A 23,133-nucleotide genomic window follows, 5' to 3' on the forward strand; every position below is an offset into this window, starting at 1 on the left:
AAGCAATTGCTATTTTTCGTGAGATAGACTGTTAACATAGTGGCCTAGAAGTTTTAAAGTTTTAAAGTTTCATTTGTACTCTTACCAGGTTCAACAGGCTCTTCTTTGCCTACTACTTTTTTCATGAAATTATATGCAGACTTGATCATTGATCCTGTCTCCCAATATTCGGCTGTTTCAGATTTTACTTTAATCAGTATCAGTCGAGGGTCCGTATAATCCATATCAAACATCACTTCATAGGCTTTATTCCAAAACTCTTTTTTCTTATTAAGGTCATCGACAATTTCAGCTGTTCCACTAATCGACGCATACGATTTTTCCGAAATGATAACGTTGACGTCATCATTTGTTTTGATTTCTTCATATTTATCGGTATCCGTACGTGTTAAAAACCATAAATCACCGTCAAATTCTACCTCTTGTAATTGCATCGGACGTGCTACTAAGCGGTTTTCCGGACTGTGTGTTACAAGCATCGCGACCTTGGCACTTTTGATAATTGATTTTAGTGCATCTAAAGTTTCTGGTGTATTTGTCATGAGAAATTCCTCCTTAATAATATATAGATAAAATCCCCTTATTTCGCAACAATAAACTTATTCTGAGCTTTTTTATAAAGATGGTTATTTGACTTTATAAATGAATTACAAATAGCCCATATTTCATTATGAAATATGGGCTATTATTATATTAAATCAAGAAATCCACTCTAATATTTCGATACGATTGCCAAATGGATCGTGTATATATATCCGATTGGCTCCGGGTAAGTCGACATCGACTATAAAATTCACATCACATTCAGCTAAATGTGCTTTTAAAGCATCTAAATTTTTTACTTGAAAAGCAGGGTGAGCTTTTTTAGCTGGTGCAAATGGCTCTTCAATACCGATATGGATTTGATAAGAGCCGAAACCAAACCAAACGCCACCCCGTTTTTTTAGAAGTGCAGGTTTTTCTACTTCCGTAAAACCTAAAATTTCCCTGTAAAATTTTCTTGCGATAGATTCAGAATCCTTTGGAGCTGCTAATTGAACGTGATCGATTGATTGAAATACAAATGACATCGTTAATCCCTCCTTATACTTTCATTGTATGGGAAAGATAGTTATAAGAATAATTTATAAAATTCATCATTATACATAAAGAATACTTATGACATTTTTGCAATTATTTTGTTAACCGTATTTTTATTGCGAGCTGTGGAGGGAATCCCGAGTTTACGCTCAAAAAAAGCATTCGTAAACTTTGTTTGATGATAGGTTTTAGAAAGACTAATAATCACGTTTCGGTTTTTCCAAACAACAAATTCATCATCTATTAAACCTACAAGCATTTCTTGTTGCTCCTCCGAAATTTCCTGTGTTAAAAACATCACATACACTTGGTCTTTGTAAAAGATAGGATGCTGCTGAATCTCTTCCAACTCTTCTTTTGAACGGATTGTTACAGGTATTTCAAATCCATAAGATTCTAGAAGAGCTACCTCTAAAGAGGGGCCATCAATAACAGACTGTTCCACTATTACGTTTCCAGTCTGAATATAGGTTTGTACATTTTCATAACTCATCTCTTCAAAAAGAGATTTTAAGGATTTCATATCTACCTTATTTTTAGCACCGAGATTGATCCCTCGTAGCAATATTACTGATGGCATCCAACAACACTCCCAACTGTTTTAAGAAATTCTACTTCTATTTTAACCAAGCCAGAAGGAGTTCGTACAGCTTAAAACTAATACAAATAAAAATAGTACTCCTAAAAAAGCATCTACTTTATCAACTAAGATCTCATGAAAGAAACCACCTCTCCGTTCTCCTGTAAAGCCCCTTGCTTCCATGGCAAATGCTGATCGCTCGGCTTTACGGACAGCACCCGCAAGCAAGGGAATAAGGACTAGGCGAGTATCCAACAAACGCTGTAAGGCATTTTTTTTCTGAACAATTCCTCTCAACCGTTGTGCCTGCTGAATTTGTATAAATTCGTCTTTTATAACTGGTAAAAACTGAAAGCCTACTAAAATGCCATAAGCTATTTTAGGGGATAGTTTTAATTGTTGCATTAAACTTAATATGAACGTAACGGGATTAGTTGTTAAAGCAAACAATAGAGACAAACTTGAAAAAGCTAAAACACGGAAGCTCAAAGAAAGTGCATGGTGTAGCTGGAGTTCTGTCACATGAACAGACCCGATTGACCAAATGATAGGACCGACCGTTTCCTTAGCAAATACAAGTGTCGTCCAAAAATAACCAAAAGACATTATAAAAAATGGAATCATAAAGAATAGCCACTTCTTCCAATCAGTTTGACTGAACAATATTTGCATTAAAAGTACACCAGCCCAAAATAGAAGGGGGGTCACTGGATCAAAGAAAAAAGCCATCGTGAACATGCACACAGTGATTAAAACAAACTTCACGGAAGGATTCATTCTATGCAAAAGACTTCTCACATTGCATCAGTCCTTTCGGTGGGAGTAAATGATGCTCCAGTAATAACTTTTCGTTCTCCCAAACGGCTAACGCAGGAAACTTCCCAGTTAAACTACCATCCTCCATCAATATAATAGAATCTGCTAGACAATAGGCGAACTCCATATCGTGCGTAACGATTAAAAATGTAGTGCCATCATGAGCACGCTCATCTATTAGTTGATATAGCTCTGATAATGCGGCAGCATCCTGACCTGAGGTAGGTTCATCCATTAAAATTACTTCTCTCCCATCACAAAGCATTGCGGCAATGGCTACCCTTCGTTTTTGACCATGACTAATAGAAAAAGGATGTGAAGCAGCAATGTCCATTAGTTTTAATCGCTGCAACATGTTATCCACACCATATCCACCGCCATATGCCACTTCATCTTGAACAGTCTTAGTAAGAAACAAAAACTCAGGTGATTGCGGAACATAGCCTAAGAACGTCGGTTCTACTAATCCATTTCTAGGAATCAAATGACATAAGGCCTTTAATAAAGTTGATTTACCACTACCGTTAGGTCCAGCAAGAATGGTAATTTCTCCGCGCTGTAAAGAAAATGAGGCGGGCTTCAAAAAAGTTTTTGTCTCTATTTCTGTTGCTTGAATGGAAATATCTGGTTTTATAGAAGTCATTCTTTTAGGAAGTATGGATGGTTCATCGCTTTCGCTCAAAGGAATGATCCTGTCAAAAAAATCTCCCCATAAGTCCAAGCGATGTTCAATTGCAACAATTGTCATTTGCCGATTTTGCTGTAGCTGATCCAACCATTCTATATATCTTTTAGCTGTATAAGGGTCCAAATGAGCGATTGGTTCGTCTAACAGCAAAATCTCGGGCTCCATAATAAGTGCACATGCAGTAGCGATTTGTTGCTTCTGCCCACCTGAAAGCTGTTGAATAATAGAATATCGAAAGTCAGTTAAATTTGTGAGAGCAAGTACCTCTCTTATTCGATTCTCCATCTCTTCACGTTTCACCTGCAAATTTTCTAGCGTAAAAGCAAGCTCCTCTTCCACTGTTTGCATACAAAATTGCGCATCTGGATCCTGAAAAACGGTAGCAATTCGATGATTTATTTCCCCGGCAATGAATGTCCGACTATCCTTCCCAAATAGCTCAATATTGCCCGTTAAAATACCATCGCAATTATCGGGATATAATCGATTGCACAAGTAAAGTAGTGTCGTTTTTCCACAGCCGCTAGGACCAGTTAACACAACCCTGGAACCTTTTTGTACTGCAAATGAAAAGTCAGTCAAAGTCCATTTTTCCTCATCTGGATATCGAAAGCTGACCTTCTCAAACGAAATGACGTCATGCACGAGCATCACCTTTTTTCGGTCGTGAAATAGCGTATCCTCGAAGAGAGCCTGTTGCTAGTAAGCCATCGGCAACCGCTTTACCTCCAACACCAGCAAGGAGAGCTCCACTCAATATGCGAATGCCAAGCATCAGCGCAACATAACCAGTACTGAATACCGTAAAGCCACCTAACAAATACCCGTAGGCAAAACTAAATACCGAAGATCCCACACCCGCTAGGATTAGAATCCAAATATCAAAGCGTTTGTATCTAGTTGCAGCAAATACTGCTTCTGCCCCTAAGCCCTGAATAACACCTGATAGAATTAGTCGGGGTCCAACGGCATTTCCTAACAACACCTCAATGGCAGCGGCGATTGTTTCTGAAATAACTGCAGCACCTGGCTTTCGAATAATATACATACTAATAATAGACACGATAAACCAAATCCCAAAAATCCATTCATATGCAATCGGACCTATAAATCCAGCCCAAATATTACCGACATGCAAGAACAATAAATACACAATGCCAAATACAACGGCAAGTAAAGACATTAACACGATTTCTTTTAGCTTCCATGATTTCAGCATGTTAACGACCTCCATGAGAGGGGCTGTTAATACTCATAGAAACGGTCATAACCAAATGCTTATGCTCATCTGAGCGGGCATTCGTGAATGCTTCTTCATAAAACGCAAACACATCATGAATATCTCCATGAATACCACTCGCATAATGCATGGAATCATTAAACACACCTTGTGCTTTAGCACGATCCACTTCACGGTAAATAATGTCCATATAACTCGGGTTATTCATCGGGTATAGAGCAAATTGAGAAGATACATATTGTTTTGTTATATCTGTGTTGGCAATTATATCGCCTTTGTCTAGATAGACATCTCCTGCAGAATCACCGGGGCAACCAGCGGAAAAAGTACCGGACAGTGCAATATGTTCTCCTGTTTTAGCAGCATGCAATGTAATTGCTTTTGCCACATTAAATACATGTACTTGTTTGCCACGAATAACCGTCGACACATCATCTGTGTGCATCCACACATTCGTCGCATCCGTCTCCTTCAAAGCACCTTTAATCACTTTGATAAAATCATTTGTCATCGGATGTAACGAAAAACGAAATCCGATAATTGGGCTCAATCCACACTCCATTTAAAAAACCTCCCTGTATTTTTTCATAAAAAAAGACCACATCCGTGAAGATGCAGCCACTTATCCAATACAAAAATATTAGGGAAGTCACCGCACTTCCTCACGCAGGTATTATCCTGATCGAGTTTTAAGGGATCGGAGCAAAATGCTCGCATCTCAGCCAAAGTGGGCACCCCTAGTGCGCAAAACGGTATGTAGTTTTTAATATGCCCAAAGTATAACGTAGCTATTTGAAGTTGTAAATATGTTTGCAAAATTTCCTACTTTCGTCCATGCTTTATCTAACCCGATTGTTTGAGGGCTGGGTGAATCATAATGGATATTTGGAGAAACACCGGAATGTTGGGGATAATCACCCGAAAGCACCAGAGAAACACAAGAATCCATAACTCGAGGGAGGATAAAGTTTTGAAGAAAATATACATAACTCGTAAACTACCCGAAGAAATCATTGAGCCTTTAAGAAAAAAGTTTGATGTACAAATGTGGCATAGCGAAACTATTGGAATGACAAATGAAGAAATAATAACAAATGCTAAAGACGCGTACGCTCTATGGACGATGTTATCCGATAATATCGATCGTACACTAATTGAAAGCCTTCCAAATTTAAAAGTAATTAGTAATTTTGCAGTGGGCTATAACAATATAGACATAGAGGCAGCAAAAGACCGTAGTATTGTCGTAACAAATACTCCGGGAGTATTAACAGAGACAACAGCAGACTTAGCATTTGCTTTACTATTAGCAACTGCTCGAAGAATAACAGAAGTAGAACAAGAAATTCGTTCGGGTAACTGGGATTCCTGGTCACCAATGCAATATACAGGAATGGACGTTTTCGGTGCAACACTCGGTATTGTAGGAATGGGACGTATAGGGGAAGCGGTTGCTAGACGTGCGAAAGGCTTTGATATGAATGTGTTATATCATAATCGCTCTAGAAAACTAGATGCAGAAGAAACGTACGGCTTTACTTACGCGGAATTAGACGAATTACTTAAGCAATCTGATTTTGTCATTCTATTAACTCCACTTACACCTGAAACAAAGGGACTTATAGGGGAACGTGAACTTAATATGATGAAAGAAACTGCAGCAATTATTAATGTCGCACGAGGTGGCATAGTAGATGAACAAGCTCTTTATGAAGCACTGGCGTCGAAAAAGATATGGGCTGCAGGACTAGATGTATTTGAGCAAGAGCCTGTACCGGTGGATCATCCTCTACTAACTTTACCTAATGTAACGGTGTCTCCCCATATCGGTAGTGCCAGTATCCGCACTCGCCAAGCGATGATGCAAATGAATGCAAAAGATATAGAAGCAGTTTTAGAAAATAGAGAACCTCAAAATAGAATTCTCTAATACTTAAGTAGTGGTCCTCATATGCAGGGCCACTCTTTTTGTTACTTGAAATGATGATCGACATCAGTAAGTGCAAATGATAAACTATAATGAAAACGATTATCATTATCAGTAGTGATATTCATATAAAAGGGAGTCAGTTGCATGCTAGATAAAATGCAAATGTTTATCGTTCTAGCTGAATGTCGTTCATTTACAGAGACGGCTCGTAGAATGTTTTGTTCTCAACCAACAATTAGTCATCAAATTCAACAGCTAGAAGAAAAATATAAGACCATATTAATTCAACGTAAAAATAGACAAATTGAATTAACAGAGCAAGGGGAAGTTTTTTTACAATATGCTAGGAAAATATTATTACTAGATAAGCAAATGGAACAAGAATTGCACCAAGTAAATTCTCCACTTTCCGTACACATAAGTCATTACATAGCTGAAAAATATTTTGCGACTATTTTACCTCTCCATATAGATGAATTTGAACAGCAATCATTCTCCATTAAAAGCAATTGTTATGAAAGCCTTAAGGAAAAGTTACTTCTTGAGAAAACAAATTTTGCAATTATGCCAATCTATGAGAATGACTCAGAATTTCAACAAGCATATAAAGTGGACTTATTATTTGAAGAGGAATTATTTTTAATAATGCATTGCAGTCATCCGCTGGCAGGAAGAAAAGTGATTTACGCACGAGATTTAAAAAACCAAACTCTCTTACTACCAGAAAACTTGTATTTGCAACAACTAATCAAAGATAAAATCGATCAAAAGAATGCACAAGTCCAATATATGCAGATGACGAATTTTGAAATTATAAAACAAGCTGTCTTGTCTAGTATGGGTATTTCTTTTTTGCCCTTAAAAATAATAGAGCCTCTTTTAGGTCAGAACAAGATTATGGCGAAGTCGATTCATGGACTTTGTATTAAACGTCAAAATGCAATTGTATCTAATCCACAAAAAATGCTAACCCAAAGAGAGTTAAATTTCTGCAAATACGTCAAAAATCAATTTATACATATGGAAAGCCTTTGAGTGCCAATAGAATGAACTAACCCAAGCTTCTTATAGCTTGGGTTTTTCTATATTTTCAAATCTAGTTTGCAACTATTAATAAAATGAATAATACTATTTATTTATTTTATTGATAGCGCTTACTTCCATGGAGCTAGGTGAAAAGTCGATATGTGAATTATAAATGATATTGAGAATCATTATCGTTGGTGTTAAAGTACGAAGGCAGGAATAAAAAATCAATTATTTAATAAAAAGGAGAAAGCATAGTGTATAAAGGGATTAAAAAATTATGGGGCTTACCGCTTATACTATTAGTGTTTTTAGTAGCAGGTTGTTCATCGAATGAAGCTAAAGGACAAGCTGATGAAACAAATTTAGAAGGTGAAGGAGCAGTAACGGAACAAGTAGCAGAGTTAAAAGTGGGGATTCCATCAGATGTTGGTCCATTAAATATATATACCGGAAACGTCGACTGGTTAACTGATTTAGTATATGACAAATTATTTTCACCATCGCCATATGTAGATGAACCGATTCCATGGTTAGCAGAGTCTGCAGAGCAACTTGATGATACAACTTGGATTGTAAAGGTACGTGATGGTATAAAGTGGCATGACGGGGAAGACTTTACGGCAGAAGATGTCAAATTTACATATGAATACTTCCGCGATGGTTCAGCCAACCGCCATACACATCATGTTAGCGAAGTACCGAAAATTGATGAAATTGAAGTTGAAGAGGATGGAAAAACGGTTCGTTTTGAGTGCGCCTATGCTTGTCCATCACTAGCGAGTATTACCTTTGCCGATTTGCCGATTTTACCAGAGCACATTTGGAAAGATGTTGAAAATCCACGTCAATATAATAAGTTAGCTGTAGGAACAGGTCCTTTTGTTTTAAAAGAATATGAAGCAGACCAGTATTACAAATTTAAAGCGAATAATGAATACTTCATGGGTGAACCAACAGTTGCTTCCATAAATATGCCGATTATAAAGGATGCAACAGCTATGTTTAACGCATTACGTGCAGGTGAGATTGATGCATCTACGCGTACAGTACCAGCTGAATTACAAGATTCATTTAAAAATACCGAGGCGATGAAGTTAGCAAAAGTATCTCCATTATCTATTGTCCAATTCGGTTTAAATTATGAACGAAAGCCATTTAATACAGAAGAGGTACGCCGAGCGGTATCTCTAGCGATAGATCGTCAAAGCATTGTTGATACTGTGTTATTAGGTCAAGGACGTGCTGGTTTAACTGGATATCCTCACCCGGATTCTCCGTGGACAAATCCAGATTTATCGACACCATATGATATAGCGAAAGCAACAGAAATTCTAGACTCACTTGGCTACAAAGATACAAATAATGATGGTTTTCGTGAAACACCAGAAGGTGAAACGTTACGGATGAATACAATTGTTTCTGCAAGTGAACCTGTTTATGTGCGTGTAGCTGAAATGCTGAAGGAGCAATTAAAAAATATAGGGTTACAGTTTGAAGTAGAAGCAATGGATGCTACGACTTATGCAGCTGCCAATTCAGAGGATAATTTTGATACATATGTTAGTTTAATAGGTCCGCATGGTGTAGCAGATCCAGATCAATTCATTATGTCTCATCGTGCATCATATCTATGGACGAAAGATATAGCCTATCCTGCTATGGATACATTGATTGAAGATTGGATGGCGGCATCCACAATTGAAGATCGTAAAGCAATTTCATTTAATATGCAGGAGTTATACAATAACCAACCTACTGCGATTGCCCTTTATTATCCGGAGGAAGTTTTCGCTTATAACGCTACGGTGTATGACCAATATGTAGAGTCTTTAGGTTACGGGATTGTGCACAAATATTCATTCTTACCAGAAGAAACGCGTCAAGCTGTTTCGGCAACAGCTCCAAAATTTGTGGAATAAGGAGAGTTGTAAGAAATGAATAGGACTCTATCGTCAATTGGAAAAAAGCTAATTCAATATGGACTGGTGTTCCTCGTAGCATTGACGATTAATTTCGCTTTGCCCCGATTAGCCCCAGGTGATCCGCTGTTATATTTTTTCGGCGATACGATAAATGAACTAACAGAAGTACAAAAGCAGCAGGCTCTTGAATCGATAGGTCTCGATGGGTCTTTATGGGAACAGTATATTGTATATTTACAAGGGATTGTGACATTTGATTTTGGGGTGTCAATTAAATATGCAGAGCCTGTGATGACAATAATAGGCGATAGATTGCCATGGACATTGTTATTAGTGGGGCCAGCTATGTTATTAAGTGCTGTAATTGGCGTTATATTGGGCGCTTATTCTGCTTGGAATCGTGGGAAAGGTCGTGATGTCTCACTATTAATAGGAATGCTGACCTTACAAGCTGTTCCAGGTTTTTGGGTAGGACTATTATTTTTAGCTGTTTTAGCGGTTCAATTAGGTTGGTTTCCTACATACGGGGCTTTTTCAATGATGCAAGATGGAACAACTTGGGGGTATATAAAGGACGTTGCAGTGCATGCGATCCTGCCGCTTACTACGATCACATTAGCAACAGTAGGATCGAACTATTTGCTAACACGTTCTTCAATGCTTGAATCTCTTGGGCAAGATTATATCACGATGGCAGAGGCAAAAGGTGTACATAAAAAAGGGTTAATTTTTAATCATGCATTACGCAATGCTTTGCTACCCATTTATACGCATTTTACGATGACATTAGGCACTTTAGTGGGTGGAGCAGTGGTAGTGGAATCTGTCTTTTCTTATCCAGGAATTGGTCGATTGTTATATGAAAGTGTTATTGCAAGAGACTTTCCAATGATGCAAGGCATATTTTTAATTATTACACTTGGTGTGATTGGAGCAAACTTATTTGCTGATTTAACGTATCCACTTATTGATCCTCGTGCACGTACGCTTAAAAAGACAAAGGGAGCGGATATGAATCATGCGTAAATCAACAAAAGTCATCGGTACTGTAGGATTCATTTTATTTATTGGTGTTGTACTCTTTGCTGTACTTGGACCTTTTATCATCCCATATGACGCATATAAGCAATCTGGCCCTTCCTTTCTGGCTCCTAATAGTGACCACTTTCTTGGAACGAATGATATGGGACAGGATATTTTAGCGGAGCTTGCGGAGGGGGCACGAACTTCATTAACGATTGGAATTTTGACAGCTCTATTTGCCACACTCATTGGAGGTAGTGTTGGTATTCTAGCGGGTTATATCGGAGGTTGGTTTGAGGTAATTGTGATGCGTGTTATTGATGTCGTATTAACACTGCCATTTCTACCTCTGATGATTGTTATTGCCGTATATATGGGACCAGGAATATTTACACAAGTATTTGTTATTACTTTAGTTATGTGGGCTGGAAAGGCAAGGCAAATTCGCGCACAAACTTTATCTATTAAAACAACAGGACCAGTGCTAGCAGCTAGGACGATGGGAGCAAACCATTGGTATATTTTCAATAAACATATTTTTCCGAGCGTTTTTCCCCTATTCATCCCACAATTTGTTGGCGCTGTAAATACAGCCATCTTATTGGAATCTTCTCTTAGTTTTTTAGGGATGGGAAATCCATTAGTTAAGAGCTGGGGAAGTATATTATATTACGCCAATAGTCGAAGTGCATTTTTAACAGAAGCATGGGTTTGGTGGATTATTCCTCCTGGTATTTGTATTGTCCTAGTGGTCTTAGCCTTTTCTTTAATGGGCTATTTTTTAGAAGAAAAAGTGAATCCAAGACTAAGTTCATACGCGGTCACACCGAAACGTCAAAAACAGGAGAAAGTAGAGGATTTAACGCTAGTTGAGCGAGATATTATGCTGTCTGTTCAAAATTTGACTGTCGAATACCCTAAAAAGGGCTGTTATCAAGAAGTAGTATCTAATGTTTCTTTCGAAATACAACGAGGGGATGTGCTAGGAATTGTGGGAGAGTCAGGAAGCGGTAAATCAACAGTAGCTGCGAGTATTATCCAACAGCTGAAGTTACCGGGAAGAAGCAAAGGCTCAATTTATTTTGAAGGACAATCACTAGAAACATTGGATGATGAGCAAATACGTCAACTTCGCGGGCGGGACATTGGATATATTGCACAAGCTGCGATGAATGCGCTTAATCCTGTTATTACTATTGAAAAACAGTTAAAAGAAGCAATCAAAGTACATAAAAAATTAGACGAATCTAGTATGGACCAACGTGTAATAGAAGTAATGACACAAGTCGGACTCGATACTAAATGGAGATTTTCTTTCTCTCATGAATTATCTGGTGGTATGCGTCAGCGCGTAATTATTGCGATGGCCTTAATAAATCGACCGAAACTTATTATAGCTGATGAGCCGACAACCGGACTTGATGTAATTGTTCAAGTTGAAATTGTTCAGTTACTACGAAAATTGCAACGTGAGTTAAATATTTCAATGATTTTTATATCGCATGATTTACCAGCTGTACTATCGGTTACGGATCAGATAATTATTATGAAATATGGTCATATCGTAGATAGAGGTGAGTCGATTGAAGTCGCTGAAAACTCAAGTCATCCATATACGAGACGTTTAGTCGATTCAATCCCGTTATTGAAACCGAAAAAAGGGAGAGAGACGGTGCTGATTTCATGACATCTTTAGTGGAGGTAAAGGAATTACAAAAAACATTTGGTCGCACAAAAGAGGTACAAGTAAATGTGCTGAAATCTATTTCATTTTCATTAAAACACGGTGAAATTATCGGGCTAATCGGGGCCAGTGGCGCAGGGAAGAGTACGATTGGTCGTATAATTGCTGGTCTCGAGACGTCGAACGGAGGAGAGGTTTTTTTCGAAGGCCAAGAGGTTTTATCTCTTACTGGAAAAAAACGTCGTTCCCTTGCTAAGTATATTCAAATGGTGTTTCAAGATCCATACGAAGCCCTCTCATCACGTATGAAAATTGGTCAGCTTGTAGCAGAGCCACTTGTCATTCAGGGAATTGATAAAGGAAACAAAGAAAAACGTTTAGAAAAGGTACGATATGCGTTAAATAGTGTGTCATTAGATCCTGATAAATATATAAATCGTTATCCACATGAATTATCTGGAGGAGAGCGACAACGGGTTGGTCTTGCGCGTGCTTTCGTATGTGAACCGAAGCTTATTATTGCAGATGAACCAACGTCCATGTTAGATACTTCACTACGTTTAGAACTACTGGAATTAATGAAAAAAATGAATGAATACAATCAAGTCTCTTACTTATTTGTTACACATGATATTGCTTTGACACAAGGGTTTTGCGATCGATTAATCGTGTTACAACAAGGTGAAATTGTAGAGGATGGTAAAACAAATGATATTATTCAAAATCCGCAACATCCTTATACAAAATCACTCATCGAGGCATTGCTCGTATTAGAAAATCATAAAGGAGATCAATAATGAAAGCTAACTTTATAGAACTAAATCCAGGAGCAATTTTTGCACAACGTGGTAAAAATAAAACAAGAGAAAATTTTACGAATGTCGATATTTATAACCTATCCAACATCGATTTAACAGCTTATAACTGTTTAGTTATAAGTGGATTTGCCGATCAAGACTTTTTATATGAACAACGTCAAATCATTCTAGATTTTGTGAATGCGAGAAAAATACTCATATTTTCAGGTAACTTAGTAACAGATTGGTTGCCTGGTGGTCAGTTATTTGTGCCAAAAGAGATTAATAGTCATAAAGACTATGAGGTGTCGATTCATAAACAGCATCCAATATTTGAAGGTGTATTGGAGGACGATATGACCTATAACAAAGGGGTTTCTGGATTTTTTGCACGAGGGCATCATCCTACTCCAGAGGGCGCCGAAGTTCTCTTAACTTTACCAGGGGATACTCCAATAACGTATATTGACCGTGTGAGCACAAAAGGAACTATTTTAGTCCATGCGGGTTCAGACTTGTTTGGTTATATGAAGCCTGAGATCAACAAAACAACCGACCGAATTGGTCCACAGTTAGTAAAATGGGTACATGAAGAGATTGCGATGCTACAAGAAGAGGTGACTACATGATGAAAAAAATAGCAGTTGTTTATGGTGGTAGCTCACACCATCATCGTACATATAAAATATCTGAGTTTGCCAAGTACATTAATCGTCTTATTCCCATACGCGAATTAGAAACTGCTTCTTTGGAAGGTGTCGATGTATTGCTTGTTCCTTCTCAAACACATTTGGGATTACTTAAGAAAAATGTAGAGAAGATTTATGCGTTTGCAAATGGTGGGGGAACAGTCGTTACGTTAGGTCCACAGGGATTTGATTGGTTACCTAGTCACAAATGGGAATTCCGTCCTACGAACTTTTGGTGGTGGCTAGACAAAGATCCGAAAAGTGGTCTAGTATTATCTGCTCCTGAGCATGACTTATTTAAAAATTACTTAACTCTTTCTGATGCAACATGGCACCAACACGGCGTATATTGGCCGCCAGATAACTGTGAAGTGCTCGTTTCAACAGATGACGGTGGGGCGGTTATTTATATAGATAAAGTAAGCACAAAGGGTACTTGGTTAAATACAACACTGGATCCGGATTTCCACTACGGTTCCTATTTCATGCCTGCAACGGAACGATTTTTAAGAGGCTTTTTACCGTGGCTGGTGGAAGGAAAGCTATAGATATTGCCTCGATATAGTTTCTGGAGAATTTGTTTTTCTCATAAGGCGCGCAGGCTCAGAAAAAGGGTAAAGCTCAAAAAAAAATTAGGGGATAAAACGCATGCAAACAATCAAGATCTATGATCGTAATGATTTAATAGAAATTAGCTTTGAGGACATTTACAAATATCATGGGACACTTGCTTATATGGCGATAGGTGTAGGCTTCCGAGTTATTCAAGCCGCTTTTGAAGCTTTATATGGTGAGGACGTTCCAAATCGTAAAGATATTTCCATCCTATCTGGTCATGGAGGTCCTGGATTTCGCGATGTTTTCGAATTTGTTACCCGTGCTCAATCAAGAGGTACATATATAGTCGATACAACTTATCCAAAAGCTCAATACGATCCATATCGTCCAACATCCTATGCGTATATTTTTACACGTGAAACCGGAGAAGCAGTAGAGGTGGTATTAAAGGAGAACTTCTTACCTCCTATTTTTTATGAACTTTTGAAAAAAGGCCGTGAAGACTCATTTACACCTGAAGAATACTTATACAATGAACAACTAAAACAGAATCTTGGTAACCGAGCATTACAATTACCGATTAACGAGTTAGTAGAAGTAACAAAACTGAAATAAGTTTAGTTCAAGTTACTAATGAAGTCGCTTGTAGACCGGTGTCAAATGCTTCCCTGGAGATCTGAGAACTAAACTAGGGAAGCTATTCGACATCGCAATGAAAAAAATTAGTAAATCTTTTTTGTGATTTTCTCATCAAGGAAACAATGATCGTAGGCATGCCCTTCAAAGAGGTAACTCTTAGATTATAGTAATCCGCCAAAAATTCCTCCTTAAATGTTGTATTCAATCGAATAAGTCAAACTAGCTCTTCTGTTAATATACCTCTGTTTACCTCCATCTATTTCCCCTCTCGCTTTAAACTCTACTAACATGAAAACTCTTAGAAAAGCGCATCAAATTTTTGAAAATTGTGGGTACATAAAAAATAACATGATTAAACTTTAAAAAATAGGGTATGTAATAGGGGGTTAGGGCTATGTGTCTAATTTAATAAATAGAGAAACGGGGATAAATTATGAGAAAAATGATGTTGTTTACTTCTTTGTGTGCACTTTTAGTACTTGGTGCATGTAGTAGTGAAACGAGCACAGACAGTATTGAAGTGATTAAATTTGCAGATGCAGGATGGGATAGTATCCGTGTACATAATAGTATAGCTCAATTGATTGTGGAAGAAGGTTACGGCTATGACACTGAGGTTACAAGCGGAACCACGGCAGCTACTTTGCAATCATTAGAAAAAGGTGACATAAATGTCTATATGGAAATATGGACGGATAATACAAAAGAAGTTTATGAAAAAGCAATTGAAAGTGGAAGTATAGTGAAACTAGCAACTAATTTCAATGATAATTCGCAAGGACTATATGTTCCAACCTATGTTATAGAAGGAGATGCGGAAAAAGGGATTGAAGCGGTTGCACCTGACTTGAAAACTGTACAAGACCTAGAGAAGTATCCAGAGCTGTTCCAAGATCCTGAAGATAGCACTAAAGGAAGAATAATTGGAGCGCCATCTAGTTGGGCGGTAAGTGAACACTTGGAGTCGAAACTTGAAACTTATGGTCTAGATGCAAAATTCAACTATTTAGCACCAGGATCAGACTCTGCAATCGTTGCAGATCTAGCGGGAGCATATAAAAAAGGTGAACCTTGGGTAGGGTATTACTGGTCACCAACATGGGTAACAGCTAGTTATGACTTAACATTACTTGAAGATGTTCCATATGACGCAGCAACTTGGGAAGAATCCAAAGGAACTGAATTCCCTCCAAATGATGTTGTAATTGCTGTTCATAAAGATTTACCAACACAGGCAAAGGATGTTACGGAATTCCTTAGTAAATATGAAACTAGTAACGCTTTAACAGAAGAAGCGTTAGATTATATGAACGAAAATGAAGTGGAACCAGAAGAAGCCGCACAGTGGTGGATGAAAGAGCATGAAGATATTTGGACGACGTGGGTGTCTGAAGAAGTTGCAGAAAAAGTAAAAGCAGCTTTGAACTAATAATTCATGATAAAAAGTAATCTATCCTATAAAAAATGAGGTGAATGCGACTGTTCTTTGAAACAGTCCATAGTCTATGACAGAATTTCCAGATGTACGAATACCAATAGGGGATATAGTAGAAAATTTTATTGATTTTTTGGCGATGAATTTTGATGCATTCTTTGATTTTATTTTTGTTATTTCTTCTTCCATGATCAAGGGTCTAGAAGCGGGTCTTCTAGCAATCCCTTGGTGGATTTTTATTATTATTATTTTTTTACTAGGATGGTATTTTACTAATTTGTATGGAGGACTTCTTTTTGGTTTCTTTATATTTCTGATAGGTACATTCGATTTATGGCCAGAAACAATGACTACTATTTCAATAGTATTAATCTCTGTTATATTGTCTTTATTAATCGGGATTCCACTAGGCGTTGCGACGGCATTTAGTAAATCATTGTCTACTATTATGAGACCAGTTTTAGATGCCATGCAAACTATGCCAAGCTTTGTTTATTTAATACCTGTAATATTTTTCTTCCCATTAGGGAATGTTCCAGCCGTTATTGCTACTATTATTTATGCACTCCCCCCAGTTATCCGACTGACTGAGCTAGGAATTCGTAATGTAGATAAGGAAGTAGTAGAATCAGCACAATCATTTGGTTCTTCCACTTCTCAAATGCTTATGAAAGTACAATTACCTCAAGCATTGCCAACTATTATGGCGGGTGTTAACCAAACAACAATGATGGCGCTATCTATGGCAGTTGTTGGATCGATGGTAGGTGCTCAAGGACTTGGAGAGCGCGTACTGTATGCGATAAATCGTATTGATATTTCACTTGGTTTTGAAGCGGGGATTAGTATTGTATTCTTAGCGATAATAATTGACCGAATTACCGGAGGAATTGCAAATCGCCTTCAGAAACATAGGAGGGATGTAGCATGACAGTTAAACTTAAGGTAGAAAATGTATCTAAAATATTTGGACCAAGACCTAAAAAGGTCATTTCAATGGTTGAAAAAGGTGTTCCAAAAGATGAAATTCTTGCGAAAACGGGCCATACGGTAGGTGTATATAATGCATCTATGGAAATTATGGAAGGCGAGACATTTGTCATTATGGGACTATCTGGTAGTGGAAAATCTACGCTCATTCGTTGCTTAAATTTATTGAACAAGCCTACCTCTGGGGCAATTTACGTCGATGGCGAAAATGTAGTTGGATATAACAAAAATCAGCTAAAGTATTTCCGTCAGAAAAAAATTGCAATGGTGTTTCAACATTTTGGTTTATTCAGCCATAGAACGGTACTAGAAAATATTGAATATGGCCTAGAAATACGAGGGATGTCTAAAGCAGAGCGTCGGGAGATTGCCGGGAAACATTTAGAAACAGTAGGGCTAAAAGGATACGAAAACCAATTTCCGGATGAACTATCTGGAGGGATGCGTCAACGTGTAGGAATTGCTAGAGCACTTGCGAATGATCCGGACATTTTACTTATGGATGAACCATTTAGTGCGCTTGATCCGTTGATCCGACGTGAAATGCAATTAGAATTACTAGATATACAAAATAAACTACAAAAGACTATTATTTTCATCACACATGATGTTAACGAAGCTTTTAAAATTGGTGACCGTGTAGCGGTGATGAAGGATGGCAAAGTTGAACAAATCGGTACTCCAGAAGAAATTCTTGAAAAACCGGCAAGCAATTACATTTCAGAATTTATCCGAGATATTGATCGTTCTAAAATTTTGCAGGCGGAACATATTATGTCTAAGCCATATGGGTTAGTTTCCTTAAAAGATGGGCTGAATGTCGCTATTCAAGTAATGAGAGAAAATGGTATTTCTAGTGCATTCGTTACGGATCGTAAGCGCCAGCTACAAGGAATAGTTACTATTGACCAAGCGATTAATGGTCTCAAAGAGAAAAAGACCTTACAAGAAGTAATGTCTACAGAAGTGAAAACAGTAAAGGCGGATGAATATGTACAAGATATTATTCCGTATGTATTAGATTCAAAATACCCCATCGTCGTTACGGATGAAGAGCTAATGATTAAAGGAATCATACTAAGGGTTCATGTATTAGCAAGCTTAATCAGCGAGAGTATGGACGAACAAAAAGAGACACAGAAACTATAACTAGTTTCTGTGTTTTTTTCAAGTAACAAATATTCTTTTCCTGAAATTTTATCCTCACTATATAGTGTTAATATAAAATTAATAGTACTTTTAAATTTTTACTTATATATTACTTTGAATTAAGTATGTTATAGTCTAATTGGTATAGTGAGGTGGAGAATATATTTAATTTTAACAATACTAGTCCTTCAAAAGATGCATATTTGGAAATTAGCGGTGAATACTCTATGACAATAGTGGTATTTTCAATTATTATAGCGATTGTAGCATCTTACACGGCAATTTCCTTGAAAAGAAGAGCAAAAGAAAATAGTTTTTTTCATAAAAGCTTCTGGTTACTGCTTGCCTCGCTATGCTTGGGGTTTGGTATATGGTCTATGCATTTTATAGGAATGGGTGCATTTTCATTGCCAGTAAATATGAGCTACAACAAAACTATTACGCTTATATCAATTATTCCTGCTATGTTAGCTTCATTTATAGCTTTCTATTTGGCAGACCTTCCAAGACGAAACTATTGGTCGTATGTATTCGCGGGGATAGCGATGGGGATAGGAATTTCCTCCATGCATTATATAGGAATGTATTCGATGGAAATGGACGTTATTTACACTTATGACCTTCTACTTTTTTTAGTTTCTATTTGTATTTCAATTTTTGTTTCTATTATAGCAGTTTACATTCTTGCGAAGGTTCATACCTATCAGTCGAAAAATATACTTCTGATTTTAATCTCTTTAATCATGGGGTTGGCTATTTCTAGTATGCATTACACCGGTATGGCAGCTATGAACTTTTATATTCCCAAGGGGTATGAATTGAATCATGAGGCTTCTCATATGACCGAAATGTATGGATTAGCAGTCATTGTAGGTTTAGGAATGGCTATACTTTTGGGAGTATTATTACTTTCAAGTTTGTTAGACCGGTATATTGAGTATCGTGGGAATTACTACGATGCATTAACACAATTACCTAATCGACGGTTGTTTGAAAAGAAAATTCAGTCACCTAAAGTTTTAGCTATTTGGCATATACATGATTTAGAGCATATAAACAGAGAGTTCAATTATGCTTTCGGTGATGAGGTGATTCGAGAACTAGTACATATGTTCAAATCTATATCACCTTCCAAAACAGAGCTTTATCGGATAGGAGGGAATCGTATTGCTTTGCTAACTAGGGATGTGGATAGTGCAAAGCAGTTAAAAGAGGTGTTGAAGAAGCTAGCAGAGTCACTTCGTGAGCCTATTCGAGTCCAAGATAGAGAAGTAATGCTGTTTGGAGTATGTGCTATATCTCAAGCCGATTACGGTGAGAAGGACACTGATATCTATAGAAATGTACTTGCCGTTTTAAACTATCCTTCTATTATGTATGATCATGATATTATTTACTATGATTCTAGTATTCATAGGTATACATTTAATCTTGAAATAGCTGAAGATGTAAATCGAGCTATGAAAGAAAGCGAGTTATATCTTGTTTATCAACCGAAATTTAGTTCGTACTCGCAGTGTATTGATGGGCTCGAGACATTATTAAGATGGAATCATCCTAAATACGGTAATCTATCACCTGCTGTTTTTGTTCCAATTTTAGAGGAATATGACCGTATGGTTAAAGTGACTGACTGGATAATAGATGGGGTTTGTAAACAAATAGCATCTTGGAAATTGGAGGATATTTCATTCAAACAAGTAGCTATTAATATTCCAGGCGAGTATATAACTTCCCCTTTGTTATTAGGGGTATTCACAGAAAAGTTAAGCGAATATGGGTTGGAGCCATCGCAAATAGAATTAGAAATAACTGAGAATAGTTTTGTGAAAAATGTGGAAGAAGCTATGAGGGCGGTAAGTAAATTTAGAGAAGAAGGTTTCTCTGTTGCATTGGATGACTTTGGTACTGGGGTATCGTCGCTATCTTATTTAAAAGAAATGCCAATATCAACCTTGAAAATTGATAAGTCTTTTATAGATGATGTACCGAAATCCTCTAAAGATTCATCTATAATTACCGCTATTATTGCTTTAGGAGAATCATTAGACTTAAATGTTGTCATAGAAGGAGTAGAAACAAAAGAGCAGGTGGATTTCTTAAAGGACACAAGTAAAAACCCAATTTTTCAAGGATTTTATTTTGCAAAACCGATGAACCCCCATGATCTTGTTAAGTGGTATCAAGCCAGAGTGGAAGGATAATTTCTTTCTAGCTCTGGTTTTTTTGTCTTAAAAATCAATAGCTTTTGGACATAAAAAGAGGGAAGTAATACTATAAAAGTATAGGAGGTGCTATGGGATGTCTAAATCTGAGGTAGAGAAAAACCTTTTAAATATTGATATGAAGGCTCTTATTCCTTTAATAAGTAAAGAATTTAAAAAATACTTCACAAAAAATATTAAGGCGTTATATCACTATACAAATTTAGAAGGAGCACAAGGAATTATTAGCGATAAAACCTTTTGGGCCTCGCATATTAAATTTATGAATGATTCCAAAGAATATAGTCATGGGTTAGAGGTATGCGAAAGTATCGTCCAAAAGCTTATTCAAGAGTTACCTCTAGAAAATCCCAGAAGAGCATATTTGGAAGAGGTCTTTACGATTTTAGAGGAACAAGACACAGATATTTTTGTCGTGTCCTTTTGTGAAAGTGGAGACCTATTAAGTCAATGGAGAGGATATAGTCGAAGTCAGCATGGGATTTCTATTGGTTTTGACTTTTCATCGTTATTTGATGTTTCTTTTCATCTAAGTGAAGAAAACTTTTTTCCGCGGAAGGTGATATACGATCATAAGTTGCAAGAGAGAATTATTCGTAGGATTATAAATGTTTCACTCATTAGTTTAGAGCTAAGTGAAGTAAAGCCACAGTTCTCTCCTAAGGAAGTAGCAAGAACGATTGGATACTTTCTACCACTTTTTAAACATGCTACTTTTTCAGAAGAAAAGGAATGGCGGATTATTGTGACCAACTCTAGGAGCATGTCATATCAGCATGAGCTGAAATTCCGCGCGCGCGATAATATTATTCTTCCATATATTGAGTTAGAAACACATAACAAAGTACTTCAAAATGACAATAGACTGCCAGTCAATCAAATCATTATAGGACCTTCGGGAACAAATGAATTTACGGCAAGAAGTATTAATTATTATTTGAAAAATGTAGGATACCCAACTGTTCCTATTAAACTATCGCATATTCCTTATCGCTAATAAGAAAAGCTTATGCGCTTATACTAGCCTTGAACGTTGGTGGACAGCTGACGAGTAAGAAGCAGAGTATTTTTCTAATAAAAGTGAAACCTATTGCGATGTAAAAGCGTAAAAATGTTATTAAAATCAAAGGAGAAATGTATATGTCATTTTTCAATAAAGTATTGGCAAGTGTCGGGGTTGGTGGAGCTAAGGTAGACACTAAACTAGAAAAGTCAGAGTTTACTGCTGGTGAAATTATGCAAGGTGTAGTAGAAGTGGTTGGCGGAAACTTAGAACAACAGATTGATGCGATCTACTTAACGGTAAATACAACATACATTCGTGAATCGAATGATCGAAAATACACGGACGTAGCAGCTTTTCAAAAATATAAAGTCACTGAACCTTTTACAATTGGGGCAAATGAAAAGAAAAAAATTCCCTTTTCACTAACACTTCCTGAAGATGCGCCAGTCACTTATGGAAGCACGCGTGTATGGATTAGCACAGGGTTAGATATCAAAAATAGTATAGATCCTACAGATAAAGATTATATTAACGTACGACCAACGAGAATAGCGGCTCATATTTTGGAGGCAATTGAACAGCTAGGATTTAAAATAAGAAAAGTTGAATGTGAGAAAGCCTCTCATAAATTAGGTAGTCGATATCCGTTTGTACAAGAATTTGAATTTGTGCCGGTTAGCAGCTCCTATAAAGCGAAACTTGATGAACTAGAAATCCTATTTTTGTCTCAGTCCGCACAATCAGCTGAAATTTTAATGCAGGTTGACCGAAGAGCAAGAGGTTTTGGGGGACTACTTGCAGAGGCTTTTGAAATGGACGAGAAATTCATTCGATTGACTATTAATGCACAAGATATTCCAACTATTAAAGACAAACTAAAGAGAGCAATAGGGATCTAGGGCATAATTCATTCACAATGCATATAAAATAATAAGCACCTTCAACTATTTTAAAATGGTTGGAGGTGTTTTGATAGGGAGTGCGTTTTTTTACGGAAAGCTTGTTTAGTGGCTAAACTATCGCTCCAAAAGCTACTTTCCCAGTAACTATTCCTGTTCAATACTACTTCAAATAATCGTATTTGCACTTTCTATAACTGCATTATTTGCAACAGGAAAAGGTAAGTTGGCTATTGTATTTGGTTGTAGTGTTTTAATAGAGATGATTTTAATGTACTCCATAGAAGACAAAAAATATAAAGTTAAAACTATTATAGAGGTATCATGCAAAATATTAGTAGATAACTCTTAGAAGGAAATATTGGAAGCTTTGTTGAATTAAAGGATATATGAAGAGCACTACAAACCAGCTGTGCAGCTTGAGCAAACGATTAGGTTGTCAGAGAATCTTTATGGAAGTATAAAACTATCACAGGAGTGGATACCAGTACTCCAATCATTTAATGATTCTCCAATAATTCCATCGTATTATTTTGGTTGGAATACATATGATAGCGCAGATAAGTCGACATATCCTGAAAGAAATGAAAATGGAAATTCTTCCGGGGGCGGAGATACATTTATTGACTTCCCTATTTACTTTGGGGAATCAGTATTAGAGTAGGTGTACTTTAAGAAATTATTAGTGCAAGCGCTTGCATAATAGATGCTAGAAGATTAGAATAACTCTATTAAGTTACATTTGGGATGGTGA

The 23,133-nt window shown here is 37.0% G+C and carries 23 protein-coding genes and 1 riboswitch; of the genes, 16 read left to right on the forward strand and 7 right to left on the reverse strand.

Features of this window, described 5'->3' with window-relative positions:
* Positions 1-53 precede the first annotated feature (53 nt).
* The 7 genes from MKX39_RS01095 to MKX39_RS01125 form a co-directional block, all read right to left on the reverse strand.
* Positions 54-542, reverse strand: a complete 489-nt coding sequence (locus MKX39_RS01095) for a pyridoxamine 5'-phosphate oxidase family protein (protein ID WP_093536494.1) — start codon at positions 540-542, stop codon at positions 54-56.
* A 156-nt stretch (positions 543-698) separates the two neighbouring features.
* Positions 699-1,070: a VOC family protein gene (locus MKX39_RS01100; protein WP_340761174.1), complete on the reverse strand. Its 372-nt coding sequence runs from the start codon at positions 1,068-1,070 to the stop codon at positions 699-701.
* Positions 1,071-1,156: 86 nt separating this feature from the next.
* On the reverse strand, positions 1,157-1,660 hold the full coding sequence (locus MKX39_RS01105; RefSeq protein ID WP_340761175.1) for a DUF1697 domain-containing protein: 504 nt from the start codon (positions 1,658-1,660) through the stop codon (positions 1,157-1,159).
* Between the two features lie 42 nt (positions 1,661-1,702).
* Entirely contained in the window at positions 1,703-2,437 is a 735-nt protein-coding gene (locus tag MKX39_RS01110) for an energy-coupling factor transporter transmembrane component T family protein (protein ID WP_340764332.1), read from the reverse strand.
* Between the two features lies 1 nt (position 2,438).
* The gene (locus MKX39_RS01115) at positions 2,439-3,815 is read right to left on the reverse strand and encodes an ABC transporter ATP-binding protein (protein ID WP_340771292.1); all 1,377 of its coding nucleotides are present in this window, start codon (positions 3,813-3,815) and stop codon (positions 2,439-2,441) included.
* Entirely contained in the window at positions 3,802-4,383 is a 582-nt protein-coding gene (locus tag MKX39_RS01120) for an ECF transporter S component (RefSeq protein WP_093536484.1), read from the reverse strand. Before MKX39_RS01120 ends, MKX39_RS01115 begins: the two co-directional genes overlap by 14 nt.
* A 1-nt stretch (position 4,384) precedes the next feature.
* On the reverse strand, positions 4,385-4,966 hold the full coding sequence (locus MKX39_RS01125) for a YkoF family thiamine/hydroxymethylpyrimidine-binding protein (protein WP_340761176.1): 582 nt from the start codon (positions 4,964-4,966) through the stop codon (positions 4,385-4,387).
* Between the two features lie 80 nt (positions 4,967-5,046).
* Positions 5,047-5,153, reverse strand: a riboswitch (TPP riboswitch).
* 221 nt (positions 5,154-5,374) lie between these two features.
* Between MKX39_RS01125 and MKX39_RS01130 the strand changes: the two genes are divergently transcribed.
* The 16 genes from MKX39_RS01130 to MKX39_RS01205 all read left to right on the forward strand — a co-directional run bounded on the left by MKX39_RS01130 (position 5,375) and on the right by MKX39_RS01205 (position 23,043).
* Positions 5,375-6,334, forward strand: coding sequence for a 2-hydroxyacid dehydrogenase (locus tag MKX39_RS01130; RefSeq protein WP_340761177.1), 960 nt, complete (start codon positions 5,375-5,377; stop codon positions 6,332-6,334).
* Between the two features lie 144 nt (positions 6,335-6,478).
* On the forward strand, positions 6,479-7,369 hold the full coding sequence (locus tag MKX39_RS01135; protein WP_340767944.1) for a LysR family transcriptional regulator: 891 nt from the start codon (positions 6,479-6,481) through the stop codon (positions 7,367-7,369).
* A gap of 248 nt (positions 7,370-7,617) precedes the next feature.
* Entirely contained in the window at positions 7,618-9,282 is a 1,665-nt protein-coding gene (locus MKX39_RS01140; RefSeq protein ID WP_340767945.1) for an ABC transporter substrate-binding protein, read from the forward strand.
* A gap of 15 nt (positions 9,283-9,297) precedes the next feature.
* Entirely contained in the window at positions 9,298-10,311 is a 1,014-nt protein-coding gene (locus MKX39_RS01145) for an ABC transporter permease (protein ID WP_340761180.1), read from the forward strand.
* Positions 10,304-11,995: a dipeptide/oligopeptide/nickel ABC transporter permease/ATP-binding protein gene (locus MKX39_RS01150; protein ID WP_340761181.1), complete on the forward strand. Its 1,692-nt coding sequence runs from the start codon at positions 10,304-10,306 to the stop codon at positions 11,993-11,995. Before MKX39_RS01145 ends, MKX39_RS01150 begins: the two co-directional genes overlap by 8 nt.
* Complete coding sequence (locus tag MKX39_RS01155) at positions 11,992-12,789, forward strand: ABC transporter ATP-binding protein (RefSeq protein WP_340761182.1); 798 nt, start codon at positions 11,992-11,994, stop codon at positions 12,787-12,789. The genes MKX39_RS01150 and MKX39_RS01155 overlap by 4 nt, the downstream gene beginning before the upstream one ends.
* A complete protein-coding gene (locus MKX39_RS01160) occupies positions 12,789-13,418 on the forward strand; it encodes a phosphate starvation-inducible protein PhoH (RefSeq protein WP_340761183.1) in 630 nt (209 codons plus the stop codon). Before MKX39_RS01155 ends, MKX39_RS01160 begins: the two co-directional genes overlap by 1 nt.
* Entirely contained in the window at positions 13,418-14,026 is a 609-nt protein-coding gene (locus MKX39_RS01165) for a hypothetical protein (RefSeq protein WP_340771294.1), read from the forward strand. Before MKX39_RS01160 ends, MKX39_RS01165 begins: the two co-directional genes overlap by 1 nt.
* 100 nt (positions 14,027-14,126) lie before the next feature.
* Entirely contained in the window at positions 14,127-14,651 is a 525-nt protein-coding gene (locus tag MKX39_RS01170) for a hypothetical protein (protein WP_340761184.1), read from the forward strand.
* 457 nt (positions 14,652-15,108) lie between these two features.
* The gene (locus MKX39_RS01175) at positions 15,109-16,104 is read left to right on the forward strand and encodes an ABC transporter substrate-binding protein (protein ID WP_340767946.1); all 996 of its coding nucleotides are present in this window, start codon (positions 15,109-15,111) and stop codon (positions 16,102-16,104) included.
* Between the two features lie 76 nt (positions 16,105-16,180).
* On the forward strand, positions 16,181-17,041 hold the full coding sequence (locus MKX39_RS01180) for an ABC transporter permease (RefSeq protein ID WP_340767947.1): 861 nt from the start codon (positions 16,181-16,183) through the stop codon (positions 17,039-17,041).
* A complete protein-coding gene (locus MKX39_RS01185; protein WP_340761187.1) occupies positions 17,038-18,249 on the forward strand; it encodes a quaternary amine ABC transporter ATP-binding protein in 1,212 nt (403 codons plus the stop codon). Before MKX39_RS01180 ends, MKX39_RS01185 begins: the two co-directional genes overlap by 4 nt.
* A 227-nt stretch (positions 18,250-18,476) precedes the next feature.
* Positions 18,477-20,453: a bifunctional diguanylate cyclase/phosphodiesterase gene (locus MKX39_RS01190; protein WP_340761188.1), complete on the forward strand. Its 1,977-nt coding sequence runs from the start codon at positions 18,477-18,479 to the stop codon at positions 20,451-20,453.
* Positions 20,454-20,550: 97 nt separating this feature from the next.
* Positions 20,551-21,471, forward strand: a complete 921-nt coding sequence (locus tag MKX39_RS01195) for a DUF2971 domain-containing protein (RefSeq protein WP_093536460.1) — start codon at positions 20,551-20,553, stop codon at positions 21,469-21,471.
* 143 nt (positions 21,472-21,614) lie between these two features.
* Positions 21,615-22,379 (forward strand): sporulation protein, encoded by a 765-nt coding sequence (locus MKX39_RS01200; RefSeq protein ID WP_340767949.1) that lies wholly within the window; start codon positions 21,615-21,617, stop codon positions 22,377-22,379.
* 436 nt (positions 22,380-22,815) lie between these two features.
* Positions 22,816-23,043, forward strand: a complete 228-nt coding sequence (locus MKX39_RS01205) for a hypothetical protein (protein WP_340767950.1) — start codon at positions 22,816-22,818, stop codon at positions 23,041-23,043.
* Positions 23,044-23,133: the final 90 nt, after the last annotated feature.

Source organism: Psychrobacillus sp. FSL K6-1464, from assembly GCF_038003145.1.
GTDB lineage: Bacteria > Bacillota > Bacilli > Bacillales_A > Planococcaceae > Psychrobacillus > Psychrobacillus psychrotolerans.

Bases quoted from the DNA above. Each gene is read 5' to 3' on its own strand.
- MKX39_RS01095 (WP_093536494.1), bottom strand. From the start codon at position 542: ATGACAAATACACCAGAAACTTTAGATGCACTAAAATCAATTATCAAA.
- MKX39_RS01100 (WP_340761174.1), bottom strand. From the start codon at position 1,070: ATGTCATTTGTATTTCAATCAATCGATCACGTTCAATTAGCAGCTCCA.
- MKX39_RS01105 (WP_340761175.1), bottom strand. From the start codon at position 1,660: ATGCCATCAGTAATATTGCTACGAGGGATCAATCTCGGTGCTAAAAAT.
- MKX39_RS01110 (WP_340764332.1), bottom strand. From the start codon at position 2,437: ATGAATCCTTCCGTGAAGTTTGTTTTAATCACTGTGTGCATGTTCACG.
- MKX39_RS01115 (WP_340771292.1), bottom strand. From the start codon at position 3,815: ATGCTCGTGCATGACGTCATTTCGTTTGAGAAGGTCAGCTTTCGATAT.
- MKX39_RS01120 (WP_093536484.1), bottom strand. From the start codon at position 4,383: ATGCTGAAATCATGGAAGCTAAAAGAAATCGTGTTAATGTCTTTACTT.
- MKX39_RS01125 (WP_340761176.1), bottom strand. From the start codon at position 4,966: ATGGAGTGTGGATTGAGCCCAATTATCGGATTTCGTTTTTCGTTACAT.
- MKX39_RS01135 (WP_340767944.1), top strand. From the start codon at position 6,479: ATGCTAGATAAAATGCAAATGTTTATCGTTCTAGCTGAATGTCGTTCA.
- MKX39_RS01145 (WP_340761180.1), top strand. From the start codon at position 9,298: ATGAATAGGACTCTATCGTCAATTGGAAAAAAGCTAATTCAATATGGA.
- MKX39_RS01150 (WP_340761181.1), top strand. From the start codon at position 10,304: ATGCGTAAATCAACAAAAGTCATCGGTACTGTAGGATTCATTTTATTT.
- MKX39_RS01155 (WP_340761182.1), top strand. From the start codon at position 11,992: ATGACATCTTTAGTGGAGGTAAAGGAATTACAAAAAACATTTGGTCGC.
- MKX39_RS01160 (WP_340761183.1), top strand. From the start codon at position 12,789: ATGAAAGCTAACTTTATAGAACTAAATCCAGGAGCAATTTTTGCACAA.
- MKX39_RS01165 (WP_340771294.1), top strand. From the start codon at position 13,418: ATGAAAAAAATAGCAGTTGTTTATGGTGGTAGCTCACACCATCATCGT.
- MKX39_RS01170 (WP_340761184.1), top strand. From the start codon at position 14,127: ATGCAAACAATCAAGATCTATGATCGTAATGATTTAATAGAAATTAGC.
- MKX39_RS01175 (WP_340767946.1), top strand. From the start codon at position 15,109: ATGAGAAAAATGATGTTGTTTACTTCTTTGTGTGCACTTTTAGTACTT.
- MKX39_RS01180 (WP_340767947.1), top strand. From the start codon at position 16,181: ATGACAGAATTTCCAGATGTACGAATACCAATAGGGGATATAGTAGAA.
- MKX39_RS01185 (WP_340761187.1), top strand. From the start codon at position 17,038: ATGACAGTTAAACTTAAGGTAGAAAATGTATCTAAAATATTTGGACCA.
- MKX39_RS01190 (WP_340761188.1), top strand. From the start codon at position 18,477: ATGACAATAGTGGTATTTTCAATTATTATAGCGATTGTAGCATCTTAC.
- MKX39_RS01195 (WP_093536460.1), top strand. From the start codon at position 20,551: ATGTCTAAATCTGAGGTAGAGAAAAACCTTTTAAATATTGATATGAAG.
- MKX39_RS01200 (WP_340767949.1), top strand. From the start codon at position 21,615: ATGTCATTTTTCAATAAAGTATTGGCAAGTGTCGGGGTTGGTGGAGCT.